Annotated in this window: 12 protein-coding genes and 1 pseudogene; 8 read left to right on the forward strand and 5 right to left on the reverse strand. The window is 64.7% G+C overall.

Annotated elements, in window-relative coordinates; all coding sequences use genetic code 11:
- Positions 1-223 (reverse strand): hypothetical protein (locus A5713_RS28885; protein WP_231980202.1); only part of this gene is annotated, 223 nt, incomplete at its 3' end.
- 221 nt (positions 224-444) lie between these two features.
- Between A5713_RS28885 and A5713_RS00545 the strand changes: the two are divergent.
- Positions 445-861 (forward strand): annotated as a pseudogene (locus A5713_RS00545) (lytic transglycosylase domain-containing protein); the annotation flags it as partial.
- Between the two features lie 55 nt (positions 862-916).
- Here A5713_RS00545 and A5713_RS28580 read toward each other — a convergent pair.
- Together A5713_RS28580 and A5713_RS00550 are read right to left on the reverse strand one after the other, a co-directional pair.
- Entirely contained in the window at positions 917-1,054 is a 138-nt protein-coding gene (locus A5713_RS28580) for a hypothetical protein (protein ID WP_197509181.1), read from the reverse strand.
- Positions 1,055-1,253: 199 nt separating this feature from the next.
- Positions 1,254-1,457: a cold-shock protein gene (locus A5713_RS00550; RefSeq protein ID WP_067922008.1), complete on the reverse strand. Its 204-nt coding sequence runs from the start codon at positions 1,455-1,457 to the stop codon at positions 1,254-1,256.
- 351 nt (positions 1,458-1,808) lie between these two features.
- Here A5713_RS00550 and A5713_RS00555 point away from each other — a divergent pair, with 351 nt between their 5' ends.
- The 3 genes from A5713_RS00555 (at position 1,809) to A5713_RS00560 (ending at position 4,976) form a co-directional block, all read left to right on the forward strand.
- On the forward strand, positions 1,809-2,597 hold the full coding sequence (locus A5713_RS00555) for a DUF732 domain-containing protein (protein ID WP_068091386.1): 789 nt from the start codon (positions 1,809-1,811) through the stop codon (positions 2,595-2,597).
- Positions 2,598-3,463: 866 nt separating this feature from the next.
- Entirely contained in the window at positions 3,464-4,228 is a 765-nt protein-coding gene (locus A5713_RS27125; protein WP_231980203.1) for a hypothetical protein, read from the forward strand.
- Positions 4,215-4,976 carry a hypothetical protein gene (locus A5713_RS00560; RefSeq protein ID WP_068091390.1) on the forward strand — a complete coding sequence of 254 codons (762 nt, stop codon included), beginning with the start codon at positions 4,215-4,217 and terminating at the stop codon, positions 4,974-4,976. Before A5713_RS27125 ends, A5713_RS00560 begins: the two co-directional genes overlap by 14 nt.
- Positions 4,977-5,202: 226 nt before the next feature.
- Here the strand turns inward: A5713_RS00560 and A5713_RS00565 are convergent, their stop codons facing one another.
- Together A5713_RS00565 and A5713_RS29565 are read right to left on the reverse strand one after the other, a co-directional pair.
- Positions 5,203-6,129, reverse strand: coding sequence for a hypothetical protein (locus A5713_RS00565; protein ID WP_156751689.1), 927 nt, complete (start codon positions 6,127-6,129; stop codon positions 5,203-5,205).
- Between the two features lie 15 nt (positions 6,130-6,144).
- Complete coding sequence (locus tag A5713_RS29565; protein ID WP_068091393.1) at positions 6,145-6,504, reverse strand: AlpA family transcriptional regulator; 360 nt, start codon at positions 6,502-6,504, stop codon at positions 6,145-6,147.
- Between the two features lie 171 nt (positions 6,505-6,675).
- Between A5713_RS29565 and A5713_RS00575 the strand changes: the two genes are divergently transcribed.
- From A5713_RS00575 to A5713_RS00590, 4 genes are all read left to right on the forward strand, one after another.
- A complete protein-coding gene (locus A5713_RS00575; protein ID WP_068091398.1) occupies positions 6,676-7,128 on the forward strand; it encodes a hypothetical protein in 453 nt (150 codons plus the stop codon).
- A gap of 214 nt (positions 7,129-7,342) precedes the next feature.
- The gene (locus tag A5713_RS00580) at positions 7,343-12,481 is read left to right on the forward strand and encodes a DEAD/DEAH box helicase (RefSeq protein WP_068091403.1); all 5,139 of its coding nucleotides are present in this window, start codon (positions 7,343-7,345) and stop codon (positions 12,479-12,481) included.
- Complete coding sequence (locus A5713_RS00585; RefSeq protein ID WP_068091406.1) at positions 12,478-15,345, forward strand: helicase-related protein; 2,868 nt, start codon at positions 12,478-12,480, stop codon at positions 15,343-15,345. Before A5713_RS00580 ends, A5713_RS00585 begins: the two co-directional genes overlap by 4 nt.
- On the forward strand, positions 15,342-19,454 hold the full coding sequence (locus tag A5713_RS00590) for a DNA methyltransferase (protein WP_068091409.1): 4,113 nt from the start codon (positions 15,342-15,344) through the stop codon (positions 19,452-19,454). The genes A5713_RS00585 and A5713_RS00590 overlap by 4 nt, the downstream gene beginning before the upstream one ends.
- Positions 19,455-19,474: the final 20 nt, after the last annotated feature.

The following is a 19,474-nucleotide window of genomic DNA, read 5'->3' on the forward strand; positions in this document are numbered from 1 at the left end:
GGACCATGGTCGGGGGCGGTGGAGGAGCCTGAGACCGGTGCGTGCAGTCGGGCACGAACATCAACACGCCCCCGACCATGGTCCACCCAATCGCGCACCCGGGCGGCAATAAAGGCGGGATCTGCGGTCCGGCGACAAACGCCGTCAGCACTGCGACCAGAATCGCCGGGCGCATCAGGACCCCGGTTCGTCTCGCCGACGGTCCGGCCGGGTCGTCAGGCATATAACAATTCCGCTCTGCAGGGAAGCTGATTTCCCAGTCTGGAATGCGCCGGTATCGGCCGCAACTCGAAGGAATTTCCACTTCCGCCGGCGCCGCGGTCGGTCGGCCGCATTGATGTCGGACCGCTCGATGCGGAAGACTGATCAGGGCAATCGACGGAAGTGATCACAGTGAGCCGTGACCGCGTCGCGAATATCCGGACAATACGGCACACCGCGCCGATGTTGCTCTGCGTGGCCGTGTTCACAATCGCCGGTTGTTCATCGTCGGCCGTGAAGCCGACCGCCACCGCGCCAACCGCTGCGAACGGACCGAGTGCGGCGGCCACTCCGCTCGCATCCAGGGCGGCGCCCGCCGCACCAAGCCCACCCCTCGGCGAACAGCCCCAGCTGGCGACCGATCCCGCACGACTGGCCGACGACCTGGTCGCCGACGAACGGGCGCTGCGTGACCCCTCAACGCCGGAGCCGGCGTTGATAGCGGCGGCACACCGGGAGCAGGCCGCGTACCGGGCCATCGGGAGGCACCCCGAATGGGACTCGATCACCCGGCCACGCATCCCGCCCGAACTGGCCGACGTCTACGACCGCAACCTCGACGCCCGGCGCCAGTGCGCCACCCGACCAGTAGACGAAACGGATCTTCAGGCGAGGGGGACGGGGTGAGCGCGGCGCCCGGTCCCGGTCACACCACCTACGACGGCGTCGCGGCGCTGGGATCGCTGTTGGGGCGGTCGGAGAAAGCCGGAAGTTGCACCGGTTCTCCATCGCGGGCGGGGCGTGACACGACCTCGGGCTCGTAGCGATGCGAAAACAGGTCGGACGATGTCATGGAGTGGGGCTCCTCGATTTGGTTTGACTTCGGCCCAAACGGAAGTGGTGGAGCGAAGAGCGGCCGATTCGTAGATGCGCCCCTCCGCGTAGGAAATCGCTGGGGAAGGCGAACGCGACCGCTCACACCAATGTACACCCGCAACGCACTGTGGGCTGGCGGGAAAGCTCCCACCAGCCCACATGGAGTAGAACTCGCGCTAGACGGCAGTCACTCCGACTGCCTGCGGGCCCTTGGCCCCCTGCTCGACGCTGAACTCGACTCGTTGGTTCTCTTCGAGCGAACGGTAGCCGCCCCCCTGAATTTCCGAGTAGTGGACGAACACGTCTGCTGCGCCGCCGTCCGGAGCGATAAAACCGAAGCCTTTTTCGCTGTTAAACCATTTCACAGTTCCCTGTGTCATACCTTCAACTTCTCTCATTTTGAATGGATGCCGACGGGCATCCTCGGCAACCGTAGCACATGCTGCATCTGCGAACGCTAATCGGCTGCACCAGAATGTTTTTCATGCAGTCAAGTGCTGATGGGCGATCAAAAGGGCCTGGGTCTCGAATAATCTTGATAAACAGCGTGATTCGATGATTCGGGCCTGCGCACACCAAAATTTTCCGCGCTGCGACCGCCGAGGCCGGGGCGGCGTCACATGGGTCAGGCACCCCTGCGGGCACCCGTTGACGGTCTGCGGGCGCTGACCCGATCGCCCCCTGTGCCCCGAGGCTTGTGACAACGCCGTGGCAGTCGCAAACTTGTTGATATGCGCGACCGCGAGACCATCGACGCAGAATTGCGGCGCATCGCCATTCGGCGCCGCGCCATGCGCGAGCAGGGCGGTCGGCTGTCGTCTTGGGAGGTTGACGAGCTGCTCGACGAGCTCCTGGCCCACAACACGGGGGCGTCTTCGACCGACTCGACGGGGGTGCCCGCGGCCGGAACCCTCGCCGGCAACCCGTCGAGGGGCAACACTGCGAGGAGCAGGGCGCGCCGGCGTAAGCGCCCGCTGTTCCGCCGGGCTCTTTTCGCGGCCATGCCGCTATCGCTGGTCGCCGTCGCCGCCGCGGTGGTGCTGGTGGTGTTCACCGTTCAGCACCAGGATTCATCGGCGCAGCCGACCGAAACCCCGGCGTCGGCCGCGCCGCCCCCCAACCGGATGGCGCCGAAAGCGCCCGCACCGCACGTTGACATTGCCGACGCGGCGTTCGTCACCGCGCTGAAGCGTCAGGGCGTACCGGTTCCCAGCCAGGAGTACGTGACGGCCCAAGGGCACGCGGTCTGCGACTTCCTGGCGCGCCAACCCAACCTCGCGGACGCGGTCCAGTTCGTCCAGCGATCATCGGTGTGGGACGCCGATCAAAGCGCGCAAGTGACGGCGGGGGCCATCGTCTCGTATTGCCCCCAGTCTCGCCCCACCGTCGCGGACCAGCTGCAGCCCGCCTATCAGAACACCCTCTCCGATCTGCAGGCCATCCAACGGCAACTGGACGGAATCCAGGGCGACCTGAAGGGCATCCAGGGAAGTCTGGACGGCATCCCGGGCCGGCCCTAACCGGTTTCGTACCCCCTGCGGCCGGTACTACCCAGAACCGGTCGGCCCTTTTCTAGCAACGCTGTTGGGACTACGATCTCCCTGCACGGAGATATGGGATGCTCAGCATGGCTAACCGTTTGGCATTCATGGTCCCAGCCGTATTCGCGCTGGTGTTCATCACGACATGTCTGTCGCCGGGAGTAAGTCGAGCCGCTGAATGTGGCCAAGGCACCGTTTACGACGCACCATCTGATAGCTGTGTGGTTCTCGCGCAGGCTCCGCAACCACTGGCCCCGCCGCCACCGCCGCCGGCAGCCCCGCCTCCGCCGCCCCCGTACAACGGCCCCAGGCCACATGTCTGGGTCAGCGTCTGCGCGCCTATTCCGTTCGTCAGTGTCTGCGCCGGAATCTGACGGCGCGCGACCGACGCCAAACCTGAGCGACTACCGCCGGTCGAGTTGTGCGGCTAAGCGATTGGAGCCCCCTGTCAGGATTGAACTCGCATGACGGTGCAGCGGAGCAGGGCGATAACCACTTTTAACAGCGAAATCTCATCACCGGCGATGGCGGGAGATATCTGTAACTGCGGGCAAGTTGTGGGCAATTTGTGGTCACGACCCGCCCGTCCGCGCCTGGCCGCGTCGGGCTGGAAAGCCAAGCTATCCGCTTAACGCTGCGCAAGGACGCAAAGAGGGTGAGGACAGCAGCTCAATCAAGGAAGAATGGGCCACATGGTCGCGCGGTGGTCCGTCCTGCCTGTTGAGGACTGGGCAGTTGCCGGGATTGAGAACCAAGGCATGCATCAGCACGACTGGCTGAGGCATCCTGGCGTGGGAGCTCGCACCTGGCTATTCAAGCCTGCGCGTCCCGCACGGGATAGGTCTATGCGCGAAGATCTCGTGGAGAAGCTTGGTTCTGAGCTTGCGCGACTCGTGGGAGTCCCCGTGGCGCGAGTCGAACTGGCTAGCCGCAACGGCACAGCGGGCGCATTAGTCGAAGATGCTCGATTGCCGGGTTGGGAATTGCAGCTCGGACAGGTATTGATGCCCGAGGTCGTTTCTGACTACGAACCGAGAAATCCTGAACATACTGGATATAACGTGCAGAATGTCCGTCGCGCACTCGGACGGTTTGCGGTCCCGCCGGAGTCGAAATTGCCCTCGGCGTTCAGCGCCTTCGATGCGTTCGCAGGTTACCTCCTATTTGATGCGTTGCTCGCACATGGCGACCGCCATGAACGCAACTGGGCTGTCATCCTGCCGCCCCCGGGTGCCCCAGAAACGGAGGCATTGTGTGCGTCGTTCGACCACGCGGCCAGTCTCGGATTTACGCTAGATGACGAAAAGCGTGCGCAACTGCTGCAGGGCGGCACGGCCGCAGTGGCTCAATGGGCCAGCCGTGGCCGTGCCCGCTGCTTCGAACATCGCGCAGGCGCGAGGTGCCAGACCCTCGTTGAACTGGCACAATCCGCCGTAGCGCTCTGCTTACCTGAGACACGGGAATACTGGCGTGACCGACTTTTGTCGGTGCAGCGTGGTTCCGTTAATGATGTGGTCGCAGCCGCGCCAGATCTGTCCGATATCACCCGTCGCTTCATCGTCGAACTAATTGCGGTTAACCGAGGGAGATTGCTTGATGCCCTTTGCTGAGTTGCTTGTCCCGCAAGCCGTCCGAACCCTACGACGCTTCGCGATTGCATGGCGTAACACCCAGCTTCGTGTCATCACGCCGGTCGCGGTCTTGGATCGCCTGGTGGACGGGTATCGATTTCAGTACCTCGACGGTGTCGGCGGGTCCGTTGAGGGATTCCGCCCATTCGTTGGCTTTCCAGACTTCGAGCAGGTCTATCGGTCGGTTCGGCTTTGGCCGTTCTTTGACCTACGAGCGATGGATCGCAAGCGACCGGACTTCCCCGAATACGTGCGTTGGCTAGGTCTCACAGTTGACGCTTCGACGCTTGACATTTTGAGCCGTAGTGGCGGTTGGCAGAAGGGCGATAGCGTTCACCTCGCTGAAGCGCCAGCGGTAGCAGCCGACGGTGCCACCGAGGCAATTTTTCTAGCGCGTGGGGTCCGGTACGCCGTGGGTGACAATAGGACGGAAGCTAACGCCAATGCGCTCCGTGCGGGCGACAGGCTCGTGTTGGACGATGACAGCACCAACGTGGTCAACCCAAGGGCCTTGCTGCTCAGAACAGCCGACGGCGCGGCTATCGGGTGGATGCCCGACCTCCTTGTCGACTATGCCCGGCAGGTGCGCGCTGGGGGTGGAGTTGTGGAGTTGTTGCAGAACAACCACGGTGCGCCCTGGCATGCGCGACTGTTAGTGCGGATTTCTGGTCGGATTGCGCCGGGGACTGAAATCTTCACAGGCGGGGTGTGGCCGTCGCTCGAATGAGTAAGCGTCCCTTAAACTTGTTAACAGTGCACTCCGATGCGGCCGGTGAAACAAACGGCTTCGGGACCAGCGTTGGAGAGGGCCGTGAGGCCTGTGCTCTAGTCGAACGGCCCCGGCCTCGCCAACTGGCTTGAGGCCGGGGCCTAACGAGTTAGCACCCACGCCAGGGGTTCTCGCGTGGTGAGTGGCTCGATCCGCTTGGTCGAGAGATGACGGCGGGTGGGGCTCAATCTTCGATTGGAAGGTTCCTCAGCTGTTCCCGCAGCTGCGCTGCATCGGACTCGAGCCTATGTAAACGTCGTTCTAGCGACTTGCGCGACGGCGGCTTCGGTTTCGGTGGCTTGATGGGGTCTGGCTTGGGCGAAACCCAATCGACGGGTTCATAGGCCACCAGCCTCCGCACCACAGAGCACATGTAGCACTCGTGGAATGGGGCGGGCCGAGGCCAGTCGGCGTCCAACAGGTGCTTGTGCCACCTGTCTAGCTCCGCCCTCTCGGCCCGCATTTCCTTAAGCCGTTCGGGCGTGGGATGGGTCAGGCCGTCTTCGGGTTTCCAATCGACATCGGTAACCACGTCGGCGAAGTGCCCACAATCCAGCAGGGTTTTCCAGAACGCGGATTTGTGCGGCTCGGGGTGCCGGATGACTGCCCATATGTCGGGGTGGTCGGCCCACATCTGTGGCGGCTCGACCGGATCGGCCGGGAACTCCCGCACCTCGCGGTAGCCCCAATCGGCAACGTTGCGGATTGGCTTGAGCCTCTTTGGGTGCTTGCCGCAGCACACGAACTCGCCCGGTGGCAGCCATTCCTGGGCCAACCCGTCAAAATCGGAAGACGTGGCGATGGTGCTATCCGGTTTCGGTTTGCCCGCGGCGCAATACGAGTTCTTCAACCGTTCTTCAATGCACCCACAATCGAGTTCGATACGCCACCGGAATACGTCGCTGGGGTCGGGCGCCCAGAACCTCCAAAGCGGAGGCTTGATGTGTTCGCGTCGTTTCCTGTTGTGGCTCTCATATTCGGCAAGGACGTCATCGGCTGGCCGTGGCTTACCGGGCAGGCGGCGTTGCTTTGCCTCTATCGCTGGTGGTCGTTGTTCGACGGTACGGCGGTTTGAGGTGCCGGGCAGAACCTTGTCGAGGTATTCCTGCATCGTCTCGGTGCTCCCTCATCGTGCGCCGTCCACCTGGGTAGCCAGCCACTGCTCGACGTCGGCCCGGCGGTACATCACCCGCCGACCGAGCTTGAACGACTTAGGTCCACCCTGGCCGACCGCTCGCCACCACCGCAATGTGGACGGCTGTTGGCGTGTCATCTCCGCAACTTCGGCGAGGGTAAGAATCCCGCCGTTGGGCGCCGCAACTGCTGGCTCCTGGCGCGTTGTGGCCGATTGCCGGCTGACTGGCAACTGCCCCGCGAGGCTTTCCGCGATGGACAGCAGGGCGTAGGCACTCGCCAACTTCCACGGCGTTGTGTGGGCCGTGTCGATCCGGTTGGCGGCCTGGACCGCTTTCTCGTACCAATTCATATCAGCTACCTCAACTTTCGCTGCCGCTTTCGTCCGCCGATACTTGCCCTACACGAAGGTGGCGCCGCCGGCCAGGCGATCCCGCGTCCCCAGCCCCGGCGTCGCTCGGCGCAGAGCCTTGGAAAGCGAGGGCCAAGCTGTTGGGAATGATGAGCGAGGTGGCGCACCTGTGTGTCAGAGCCTGAGCCGTTAAATCCCAGTGAGGCCGATATTCAGGCTGCCCTGTTTGTCGAAAAGGCCGCCGGGTCGGTGGACGATAGCGTTGTGGCCGACACCGACGACGAAGCCCTCGAACCCTTTTACCGTGGCGAACCTGACGACTGCCCGAACGGCAATGAGCACAGACTGACCAGCTGGGCATCGTATACAGCGGCTGACGGGTTCACCCTCAAGGTTCTGGATTCCGCCCAGTGGCAATGCGACGACCTCGAGTACACCTACCACGTCGCACCGGAAAATATTGGACCCCTGTGTGCCGCACTGGGCGCAGAAGGCGGTGATGACCTCCTTGCGATCGTCGCACGACGCTATAAGGACGAAACGATGCCAACTTTGGCGTTCGGCAGCTGGCTCAAAGAGCACGGCGTAACGTACAGCGCTTCAGCGGAGTCGCACCCTAATTGACCGGGATGAAGCCAGTGCCCTAAAGCGACCCTCGAGATACGACTCGAACGTTGAACCCGGGACCCTCGAGCTCTTGGTGGGCTCCTGTCCCCGACCGGCCTGGTGCACTGGCCAAGACCGGCCCCTGCCGCTGGCACGGGCAAACGCCAGATCCTCTTCGGAAAGAGAACTATGGTCATAGGTTTGTGATCAGGGCTCGAATGGGGGTGCGACGGTGGACGCGTTCGGTGTTCTTGACGAAGTACTAAGTGACTACAAGTCCTTCGTCGAGGGGTTCCTGAACATTCAGGACGATCGGGTGCGCACCAAGGTCGATGACGAGATCGACGGCGGATTGCTGTGGCCCGAACCGTGGCTGGCGCTCAACCCCGCCTTTGAACCCGGAGGCACGGTCAGCGAACTGATCGGCCGCGAGGTGCTGCACCCGGCGGCCGCGGAGATTTTCCGGGTGCGCAGTGAGCCGAGCGACCCCGGCCGCGAGATCACCTTCCACCGGCATCAGACCGACGCTTTCGAGGTCGCCAACCGGCGAGAATCGTACGTGCTGACCACCGGGACCGGGTCGGGCAAGTCGATGGCCTATATCGTGCCGATCGTCGACCGGGTTTTGCGCGATGGTTCCGGCAAAGGGGTGCGTGCGATCGTGGTGTACCCAATGAATGCCCTGGCCAACAGCCAGCGCAACGAGCTGGAGAAGTTTCTCGGCGCCGAGCACCCGAAGGTCACCTTCGAGCGCTACACCGGCCAGGAGTCGCGGGTGGACCGGGAGCGGATCCTGGCCGAGCCGCCCGACATCTTGCTCACCAACTACGTGATGCTTGAACTGATGCTGACCCGCCCAAAGGAGCGGGTGGGCCTGATTGCCAGCGCGAAGAACCTATCGTTTTTGGTGCTCGACGAGTTGCACACCTACCGCGGCCGCCAGGGCGCCGACGTCGCGATGCTGGTGCGCCGGTTGCGCGGCGCTGTCGGCGCCGACGCGCTGCAGTGCATCGGCACCAGCGCCACCATGGCCGGCCCGGGCACTCGCGCTGCCCAGCGCGAGCAGGTCGCCGCGGTGGCCACCATGATCTTCGGCACCCCGATCGCCGCCGGCAACGTCATCGACGAAACCCTGCGCCGGGCCACCACGGGGAGTGCCGACCCGGCGGCCCTGACCGCCCGGCTCGGCCGTGAGGCCGCCACCACGTGGGAGGCGCTGCGGGTCGATCCCCTCGCCGTCTGGGTTGAAGAGACGTTCGGGCTTACCGACAAGGAAGGTCGTCTCGCGCGGCAGTCCCCGAGACGGCTCAGCACCGCTGTCACCGACCTGAGTGCGCTGACCGGTGTGGACGCCAAGACCTGCGATAAACGGCTGCGCGAGCTGTTGCTGGCCGGCTCGAAGGTCTGCGACCCCGCGGGTGTCACGCTGTTCGCGTTCAAACTGCACCAGTTCATCGGTAAGGGCGACACCGTGTACACCACCCTGGAAGCCGCCGAAAACCGCTACCTGACCACGCAGTACCAGCGCAGCGCCCCGCACGGAACGCCGGGTCGGCCGCTGTTCCCGCTGGCGTTCTGCCGCGAATGCGGCCAGGAATTCCTGGTGGTGAACCTCGACAAGAACGCCGAGAATTTCAGTCCGCGACCGCTCAACGACACCCGCGGCGAGCAGGCTGACGCCACCGGACTGCTGTTCCTCTCGAGCGCACCCTGGCCAAGCCCCGCCGACCCCGCCGTGCTCGACATGCTCCCCGAGGACTGGATCATCGTCGACGGCGAGCACCGCAGTTTGGACAAGACACGTGTGAACCGTCTGCCGGTCGGCTACCGGGTTGACCAGTTCGGCACCGTTGTCGAGGACGGCCTGCCGGTGGCGTTCTTCGAACGCCTCGACTTCTGCCCGTCCTGCAAAACTAGCTACGAGAGTTCCCAGCAGTCGGAATTCTCACGGGTCTCCAGCCTGGGCACCGAAGGGCGTGCCAGCGCCGTCACGGTGCTCACCCAGTCGGTGGTGCGCACCCTGAGAACGCAGTCCGACCTCGACGCCGAGGCCCGAAAGTTCCTGGCGTTCAGCGACAACCGCCAGGACGCCAGCCTGCAGGCCGGCCACTTCAACGACTTCGCCCTGGTCGGTCTGGTCCGGTCGGCGCTCTACCGGGCCGCCAAGCACCAGGAGGAACTGCATCCCGAGGAACCGCTGACCGACGACAACCTCGGCATGGAGGTGCTCAAGGCGCTCGGCGGCGACCTCACCCTGTTCGCCCGCGACCCGGAAAGCGCATTGGAACCCATGCCCAGCAAGAAGGTCGCCCGCGCCTTGCGCGACGTTGTGACCTACCGGGTGTGGGCCGACCTGAAACGCGGCTGGCGCATCACGATGCCCAACCTCGAGCAGACCGGGCAACTGCGCCTGAGCTACGGCGGGCTCGACGACCTGGCTGCCGACGACACCAAGTGGCAGGACGCCGGCCAGCCGTTGGCCGGGGCCGAACCGGCCACACGCGCGAAGGTCATGCATGCGCTGCTCGACGAGATGCGGCGCAACCTGTGCATCGAGTCGGAGTTCCTCACCGAGGAGAAATATGACGCGATCAAACGCGCTAGCGCCCAATGGCTCAAAGCGCCGTGGACATTGTCGGATGAGACCGGGGTCTACTCCGGCACCGCCTTTCCGGGCAGCCGGCCCCGCGGCGGGTCGTTCGGTGGCGACCTCTACGTCTCCGGGTTGGGCCTTTACGGACGGTGGCTGCGCCGCCATGACCGCTTCCCGCGCCACGACCACCGGCTCAAGCCCGCCGACGCCGACGTCGTCATCGCCGGCCTTTTCGCCACCATGGCCAAGGCCGGCATTCTCGCCGAGACTAAGGGCCGCAACAAGCGCACCGGCTACCAGATCAAGTCCAGTCTGATTGAATGGCGTTCCGCACCTGGGGAATCCCGCGCACCCGACCCGATCCGCGGCAACCAGAAACAGGGCCGGGTCAACCCGTTCTTCAGGCATTTGTATGAGGAGACCGCCAAGGGACTTGTCGGTTTGGAGGCCCGCGAACACACCGCCCAGGTTGAACCAACCATTCGCCAGGAACGCGAAAAGCTGTTCAGCGATGCCAAACTGCCGGTGCTTTATTGCTCGCCGACCATGGAACTTGGCGTGGACATCAAGAGCCTCAACGTAGTCGGCATGCGCAACGTCCCGCCCACCCCGGCCAACTACGCGCAGCGGTCCGGACGGGCCGGTCGTTCCGGGCAGCCCGCCGTAGTGTTGACCTACTGCGCCACTGGAAACGCTCACGACGCCTACTATTTCGGCCGCAGCCACGACATGGTCGCCGGGACGGTGGCCCCGCCCCGGCTGGAACTGGGCAACCAGGATCTAGTCCGGGCGCACGCCCACTCCATCTGGTTGGCTACCTGCGAGCTGGACCTTAAGGCCAGCATGGTCGACCTGATCGACATCGACGAGGCCGGCCTGCCGCTGCGTGCCGAGGTGCTGACCACCATCAACTCCGACGCCGCCCGCACCGGCGCCACCGCCGCCATCACCAAAGTGCTGGCCGCCACGCCGGAGGTCACTCGGGCACCATGGTGGAGGCCAGACTGGGTCAAAGACACCGTTGCCGGCGCCCCCGCGCAGTTCAACGATGCCGCCGACCGGTGGCGCACCCTATACAGGGAAGCGCTGGCCGAACTCGACGCCTCCAACAAAGTGCTCAAGGAGATCGGCGCCTCCGAACCGGCCAAACGCGGCGCCCGAGCCCGCATCATCGAGGCCCGCGCCGCCCTGGACCTGCTTCGCGGCCAAGTCGACGACATCGTGCAGAGCGACTTTTACCCCTACCGCTACTTCGCCTCCGAGGGCTTCCTGCCCGGCTACTCCTTCCCCCGGCTGCCGCTAGCGGCATTCATCCCAGCCGACCGGCGCACCAAGAACGGCCAGGGCGACTACGTGCAGCGGCCCCGGTTCATCGCGATCAGCGAATTCGGCCCCAACGCCTTCATCTACCACGAGGGCGCACGCTACGAGGTGGACCGGGTCAGCTTGCCGGCCCGCGACGACGGCGCCGGGGTCAACATCACCGAGATTAAGCGCTGCAACACCTGCGGCTACCTGCACGACAACCCCACCGGTGTGGAACTGTGCCAGCACTGCAACGGCGCCTCCCTCGAAACGCTGACCCACATGATGCGGCTGATGTCGGTGAAAACCCGTCGCCGCGACCGGATCAGCGCCGACGAAGAGGAACGGCAACGCGCCGGCTACGAAATCGTCACCTCGATCCGGTTCGTGCCACACGGCGAACGCGCCGGGCAAACCACCAGCACCATCACCGTTGACGACCACGAGGTGGCCGCGATCACCTACGGCGACACAGCACTGATCCGCCGCATGAACGTCGGCCTACGACGCCGCAAGGACAAACACGTCAAGGGCTATCTACTCGACACCCTGGAAGGCCGGTGGGCCAAGGAGGCCGACTTGGCCAAGAACGTCGAAGGCCAGGACCCCCGCATCCGGCTGGTCGTGCCTTACGTGGAAGACCGCCGCAACGCCATGGTGATGAACCTGGCCCCCGGCATTGGTACTGAGGAGCGGATGGCGCTGATGTATGCCCTCAAGCGTGGCGTTGAAACGGTGTACCAACTGGAGAGCAGCGAACTGGCGGTCGAGCCGCTGCCCGGCCACACCGGCGACAATGCCTGGTCGCGACTTCTGTTCTTCGAAGCAGCCGAAGGCGGGGCCGGTGTGCTGCGGAGAGTCGCCACCGAAGACGGCCAGCTGCGAACTGTCGCCCGAAAGGCATTGGAGTTGCTCCACTTCGACCCCGACACCGGCGAGGACCGGCGCCGTGCCCCGTACGCCCGAGAGGACTGCGCCCAAGCCTGCTACGACTGCCTGCTGTCGTACTCCAACCAATGGGACCACCAGCACCTCGACCGCCACACCGTGCTCGGGCTGCTGCAACGTCTGGCTCGGGCGTCAACCGAAGCGGAACCCGACGCAAGCAAGACCCCCGACGAGCAGTACGAGAAGCTCGCGGCCGTCAGCAACAGCCTCGAACGGGAATTCCTCGACCTGCTCAAGGCCCATGGATACCGACTGCCCGACGAAGCGCAGCAGATCGTCGACGGCTACTACGTTCGCCCGGACTTCGCCTACCACGCACCGGGGATGAGCGTCGCTGTGTTCATCGACGGCCCGGTTCATGACAGCGATCACCAGCATCAGAAGGACGACAAAGCGCAGATGAGGCTTGAAGATGAACTCGGCTGGCTGGTAATGCGATTCAAGTACACGGACGTCGAAGCAGGCTGGTTGCCTGCCATTGCGGCGCATCCCGACATCTTCGGCACCGGGAACCCCAGCGCATGACGGCGACCACTTTCCCGCCCGGCGCCCTGGTTCGCGCCCGCGGCCGCGACTGGCTGGTCATCCCCGGGGGCACCGAGACCATGCTGCACGCCCGTCCACTGGGCGGCAGCGACGCCGAAACCACGCTGCTGCTGCGCGATTTCGACCACCCTACCCCGTCGGTGTTCACCCCGCCCACGGTTGAGGACCGCGGCGACAGCACCCGCGCCCGGCTGCTGCGCGACGCGCTGCGGCTGTCGTTTCAGGCCACCGGCGGCCCGTTCCGCTCCTTCGCCCGCATCGGCGTCACCCCCCGCAACTACCAGTTGGTGCCGCTAATGATGGCCGCCGCCCAAGACACCACCCGGCTGCTGATCGCCGACGGGGTCGGCATCGGCAAAACCGTGGAAGCCGGGCTGATCGTGGCTGAACTGTTGGCCATCGGCGACGCCGACCGACTGGCCGTGCTGTGCTCCCCGCAGCTGGCCCCACAGTGGCAGTCCGAACTGGCCACCAAGTTCGGCATCGACGCCCAACTGCTGCTGCCCTCCACCGTCAACCGGCTGCAACGCACCGTGCCGTTCGGATCCACCCTCTACGAGCACTACCCCCATCTGGTGATCTCCACCGACTTCATCAAGCAGCACACCCGCCGCGACGAATTCGCGGTGTACTGCCCGGAATTGGTCATCGTCGACGAGGCTCACACCTGCGTGGCCGCATCCACCGCGGCCAAAACCTCGCACGCCCACCTGCGCTACACGCTGCTGCGCAAGATCGCCGACGACCCCACCCGCCACCTGCTGCTGCTGACCGCCACCCCGCACAGCGGCGACGATGAGGCCTGGCAGTCCCTCATCGGTCTGCTCGACACCCGCCTGGCCGACCTGCCCGCAGACCTGTCCGGCCGCGATCGGGAGAACGACCGAAAGCTGCTGGCACAGTTTATGATTCAGCGTCAGCGCGCCGACATCCGCGAGTACCTCGACGAGGACACCCCGTTCCCGGAGCGGCAGTCCACCGAGACCTCGTATCAGCTGACCTCCAGTTACCGGGAGCTGTTCGACAACGTCATGGCCTTTGTCCGCAAAGAGGTCGACGACCCGACGCTGACCGCCGTGCACCGCAGGGTCCGCTGGTGGTCGGCCATCGCTCTGCTGCGCTGCCTGGCCTCCAGCCCTGCCGCCGCCGAACAGACCCTGCTCAATCGGGCCGCGCTCAGCGCCGACGACACCACCGAATCCCTAGACGCCCGAGCCGAACCCCGCATCCTGGACACCGATATCGACGACACCACCGAAGGCGAGGACACCGCGTTCGGCTGGGACATCGAAGAACACACCAAACCCACCAAAACCCAACGCCGGCTCCGCGAACTTGCCGCTGCCGCAGCAGAGCTCAAGGGCCCCAAGGCCGACGCCAAACTCAAGCGGCTCATTCCGCTGCTGACCGGCCTGCTCACCGACGGCTACCACCCCATCGTATTCTGCCGCTACATCCCCACCGCCGATTACCTCGCCGAGCACCTGGGCACCGCCCTGACCAAAAAGGTTGCCGGCCTGCGCATCGACGCGGTCACCGGCAACCTGCCCCCAGAAGAGCGCGAACTCCGGGTCAATACCCTCACCGACCACCCCGGCCCGCGACTGCTGATCGCCACCGACTGCCTCTCAGAAGGCATCAACCTGCAGGACGGCTTCACCGCCGTCGTGCACTATGACCTCGCCTGGAACCCCACCCGCCACGAGCAACGAGAAGGCCGGGTGGACCGGTTCGGCCAGCAAGCCGACACGGTGCGCACCATCACCTACTTCGGTGAGGACAACGGGATCGACGGCATCGTGCTCGACGTCCTGATCCGCCGGCACAACAAAATCCTGAAGGCCACAGGGGTGTCGGTGCCGGTGCCGGTGGACTCCACCACCGTCATGAAAGCCATCTGGGAGTCATTGCTGTTGCGCGGCAAAGAAACCGAACAACTGGCCTTCGACCTCGGGGCGGCCACCTCGCATACGCTGGCCGAAGCTGTCGAGGTCGAATGGTTCAACGTCGCCGAACGGGAGAAGGCTTCCCGGTCCCGGTTCCGCCAGGCCGGCATCAAACCCGCCGCGGTATCCAAACTCCTCGACGAGATCCGCAGCGCCCTCGGCGGTCCCGCCGACGCCGAACACTTCGCCCGCGCCGCGCTGTCCCTGCTCGGCGCCACCATCGCAGACACCACCGACGGCTTCACCGCCCGTACCGACACCCTGCCCCCCGAAGTGCGCAACCAGCTTCCCGCGGCCAAGGACCACCGCCTGCACTTCCACCGCTCCCTGCCCGTGCAGCCCGGTCACCACGTACTAAACCGCGTCGACCCCGTCGTGGAAACCCTGTCCCGCTACGTGCTCGACGCCGCGCTCGACCCCACCCTGTCCGCGCTGTTGCGGCCCGGCCGGCGCGCCGCGGTGGCCCGCTCCTCCGCCGTGCACAAGGTCACCACACTGCTGGTGGTGCGCTACCGCTTCGAGGTCACCCTGCCCGGATCACGCGCCACCGTCACCCAAGTCGCCGAGGACGCCCACTTCCTGGCCTACACCGCCACCGGCGACCAGATCGACTGGCTGCCCACCGACGAGGTCGACCAGCTGCTCACCATCCCGCCCACCGCCAACGTCGCCGACGCACTGGCCGACACCCAGCTGACCCGGGCCCTGCACCGCCTGACCGACCTGCACAGGCACCTCGAGGCCACCGGCCGGCACAAAGCCGACCAGCTCGTCGCCGAGCACCGTGACGTGCGCGCTGGCAGCCGCGCCGGCGGCAAGGCGGTGACAGCCAAACTGCTACCACCCCCCGACGTGCTCGGGGTCTACGTGTTCCTCCCAGAAGGGGCCGCCCGATGAGCGCGCTGTCCGCGTTCCGGTTCATCAGCACCGTGGGCACCGTGCTCACCGGTGACGTCCTAGCCAACGCCGCCGAGCTGCGGATGCCCGGCCAAACCGCCGCCGACTACCATCTGCCTCCCGGGATGACGGTCAACGCCGCCATCGCCAGGGCCTGGGACGCCATGCTGGCCGCCTACGCCGAATGGCACAAAGCGCTGGCCAAACTTCCCGCCACCGACCCGGCCACGAAGGTCACTCGGGACAAGTGGCTGCTGCCGCTGTTCTACGAGCTCGGTTGGGGCCGAATCGAAGTCGTCAGCGGCGGCCTCGACGTCAAGCCCGGACTGGGCGATACCGCTACGGCACACTTCCCGATCTCCCACCGCTGGTCCTACCCCGACGCCGCCTCGCCCACCGCCTGGGTGCCCATCCACTTGGTGGGCGCCCGGGTGGCCCTGGATGCCAAGACCGGGGGGGTCGCCGCCCGAGCGCCGCAGTCGATGGTGCAGGACTACCTCAACCGGGAAGACCGGGCGCTGTGGGCAATCCTGTCCAACGGCCGCCAATTGCGGCTGCTGCGCGATGCGTCGGCACTGTCCCGGCAGTCCTACGTCGAGTTTGACCTCGACGAGATTTTCGCCAACCAGCTCTACGCCGACTTCCGGTTGCTGTTCCTCACCGCGCACGCCACGCGCTTCGCCCCCCGGCTCACCGACGCGGCCGCCAAACAAACTGCTGCTGTTGCCGTCGAGAGCGATGACGAGGCAGACGCTGACGCCGAGGCCGAACTGCCCGAAGCCCGGCTGGACAACTGCTGGCTGGAACGCTGGCGCCTACAGGCCATCGATGTCGGCTCACGCGCCCGGCTCAACCTGCAAAACGGCATCGCCGTCGCCATGGAGCACCTCGGCAACGGCTTCCTGGCCTGCCCGGACAACGCTCACCTGCGCGACGCGCTGGCCAGCGCCCCCGACGCTGACCGCGACCTGCACCGCGCCCTGCTGCGCATCGCTTATCGGCTTATCGTGCTGTTCGTCGCCGAAGACCGGGAGCTGCTGCACACCGACGTCGCCAAACCCGCAGCGCGGCAACGCTACTCCAATTACTTCTCCACCGCACGGCTGCGCAAGCTGGCCACCACCCACGCCGGGGGCCGCCACACCGACCTGTGGGATGCCCACCAGATCGTCACGGACGCCCTGGCCAGCAACGGCCTGCCCGCCCTCGGGCTCAGCGGCTTGGGCGCCAGCCTGTATGCCCGAGACTTCCTCGGCATCCTCAACGGCGCCCGGCTGCCCAACTATGCCTTCCTCGCGGCGGTCAAGGCGCTGTCCCAGATCGAAGACCCGCAGACCGGCGCCCCCCGCAACGTCGACTACCGCAACCTCGACAGCGAAGAGTTCGGCGGCATGTACGAGGGGCTGCTCGCCTACACCCCCCGCTACGACCCCGCTGGCCACACCTTTAGCCTCTCCGTCGCCGCTGGCAACGAACGCAAGAAGTCCGGCTCCTACTACACCCCCACCGAACTCATCGACGTCGTGCTCAGCGAAACGCTCGATCCGTTGATCGTAGAAGCCCGAAAACAGTCCGACGCGGAGAAAGCGCTGCTGGAGCTCACCGTCGTCGACCCCGCCTGCGGCAGCGGACATTTCGTGGTCGGTGCCGCGCGGCGCATCGCCACCACCCTGGCCGAGGTCCGTACCGGCGACACCGAACCCAGCCCCGCCGCCGTCCGCGCGGCCACTGCCGACGTCATTGAACGCTGCCTCTACGGCGTTGACGTCAACGACCTGGCCATCGAGATCACCAAAGTCGCGCTTTGGTTAGAAGCCTTCGACGCCAGCCGGCCATTGCCGTTCCTCGACGCCCACTTCCGCGTCGGCAACGCCCTGCTCGGCACCACCCCGGGCCTGCTGAAGAAGAACATCCCAGATACTGCATTCGTCGCTCTCGGCGACGACGACAAGACCTGGACCGCAAAACTGAAGGCACGCAACAAGGCCGAACGCGAAGCCAATGCCGACCAGCTTAGTTTCGAATTCGGCTCTGAAACTCTTAACGTCGACACCGGCCAATTCCACAGGGCCGCCATGGAAGCCGACGCCGGCACCATCGCCAACCTCACCCAACTGCGCACCCGCTCCGACGCCTGGCGCAAGCTCGAACATGATCGCGATCTCAAGGCCGCTAAGCGGGCCGCGGATGCCTGGTGCGTCGCCTTCGTCCAACCCAAGACTGGCGCGCACAGCTCCGGCCATGGCATCACCCATGCCACGCTGCGTGCCCTTTCCGAAGGGCAGCATGTTCCGGACAGCATCGTCAAGCAAATTGATGGGCTGGCTCGCCAGTACCGGTTCTTCCACTGGCACTTGGAGTTTCCCGCAATCTTCACGGTCGGTGAGGGCGGAGAAGATCCGGTCACCGGGTGGAGCGGCGGCTTCTCCTGCGTCATTGGTAATCCGCCCTGGGAAACGCTTCAGCTTGAAGACAAGCAGTTCTTCAGCAATCTAGGGCGCGACGACATCGCAGAAGCAGCCAACGCTGCGACCCGCAAGAAAATGATTGAGGCACTTAAAGAAACCGATCCATACCTCTATCAGCGATACCGAGACGCCGCTCGCGAGTCCGAGGCGACGACACATTTCGTTCGTGGCGGACGCTATCCGTTGACAGCCACAGGAAAGATCAACACCTATAGCGTGTTTGCTGAGACGATGCGCACCGTCGTCGGACCGCACGGCGCCGCAGGAATACTCACTCCGACCGGATTGGCCACAGACAAGACCACATCAGCGTTCTTCTCCAACACGCTGAGCAAGAGGCGGCTGTATGCGTTCTACGACTTCGAAAATGAAGCCAAAATTTTCACCGACGTCCACAATCAGCTGCGGTTCGCTGTAACTGTGATGCTTGGCACTGGCCGCCAAGTCAAGCGGAGCCGGTTTGCGTTTTACACTCGCTATGTTGCTGACTTGTCCAGCCGCCGTTTCGAACTTGCGCCAAACGAAGTGCTGAAACTCAACCCGAATACGGGAACTCTGCCGGTATTCCGCAGTCGCATAGACGCCGACATCACCTTGGGTGTCTATGACCGCCATCCGGTCCTCCTCCGCGACGACGACCCAGACGGAAATCCCTGGGGACTGACGTTTAGCCAAGGACTTTTCAACATGGCCTCTGCCTCGCACTTGTTTCACTCATCCGATGACTTGACGAATGCTCATTTCGACGGGTGGTCTTACGAACGTCGTCACCAGGAATTCTTGCCGCTGTACGAGGCCAAGATGCTCAGCCACTTCGACCATCGCTTCGCTACCTACCTTGGGGCCACACAGAAGCAGCTAAACAAGGGCACGCTTCCCCGGTCCACCGAGAAAGAGCACGACGACCCCGATATGGAGCCGTTGGCACGGTATTGGGTAGAACGGACCGAAGTTGTTCGCGCCCTTGAGGGAAAGTGGGACCGAGCTTGGTTACTCGGCTGGCGCGACATCACCAACGCGAGCAATGAGCGGACGTTTATACCAGCAGTGCTACCCACCTCGGCGGTCGGTGACAAGTTTCTTCTAGCGTTCCCAGGCAGCGTCGTGTCTGCGGTCCAACTGCACGCGGTGTGGTCAAGTCTCGCATTCGATTACGTTGCGAAGCAGAAAATCAGCGGCACGTCTATGAAGTACTTCACCGTTAAGCAGCTGGCCTGTCCACTGCCTCAGGCGTTCGCCGATCCGATCGAATGGCAACCCGAATCATCTCTTGCCGATTGGGTGGTGCCATATGTGCTCGAACTGTCTTATACCTCCTGGCGTCTCAAGCCCTACGCAGAGGATCTTGGTGATGATGGGACGCCGTTCCGCTGGGATTCCGAACGACGTAGGCTTCTCCGCGCAGATCTGGATGCCGCATTCCTCCATTTATTCGGCCTCCATCGCGGCGAGGCCGAACATGTCCTCGACTCCTTCAACGTCGTCCGCAAATACGAAGAACGCGACCTCCGCGAGTACCGTACCAAGCGTCTCGTCATGGAGGCCTACGACCGCATGGCCCACGCGATGGCTAAGGGCGGCAAGGGGTGGACGCCGCTCGCCGACATCCCGGCAGGATCGGGTCCCCGTCATCGCAAGTGAGTCCCGCTATACGCTGACAA

Origin of the sequence: Mycobacterium sp. E2497, from assembly GCF_001668695.1 — a bacterium.
Classification (GTDB): Bacteria; Actinomycetota; Actinomycetes; order Mycobacteriales; family Mycobacteriaceae; genus Mycobacterium.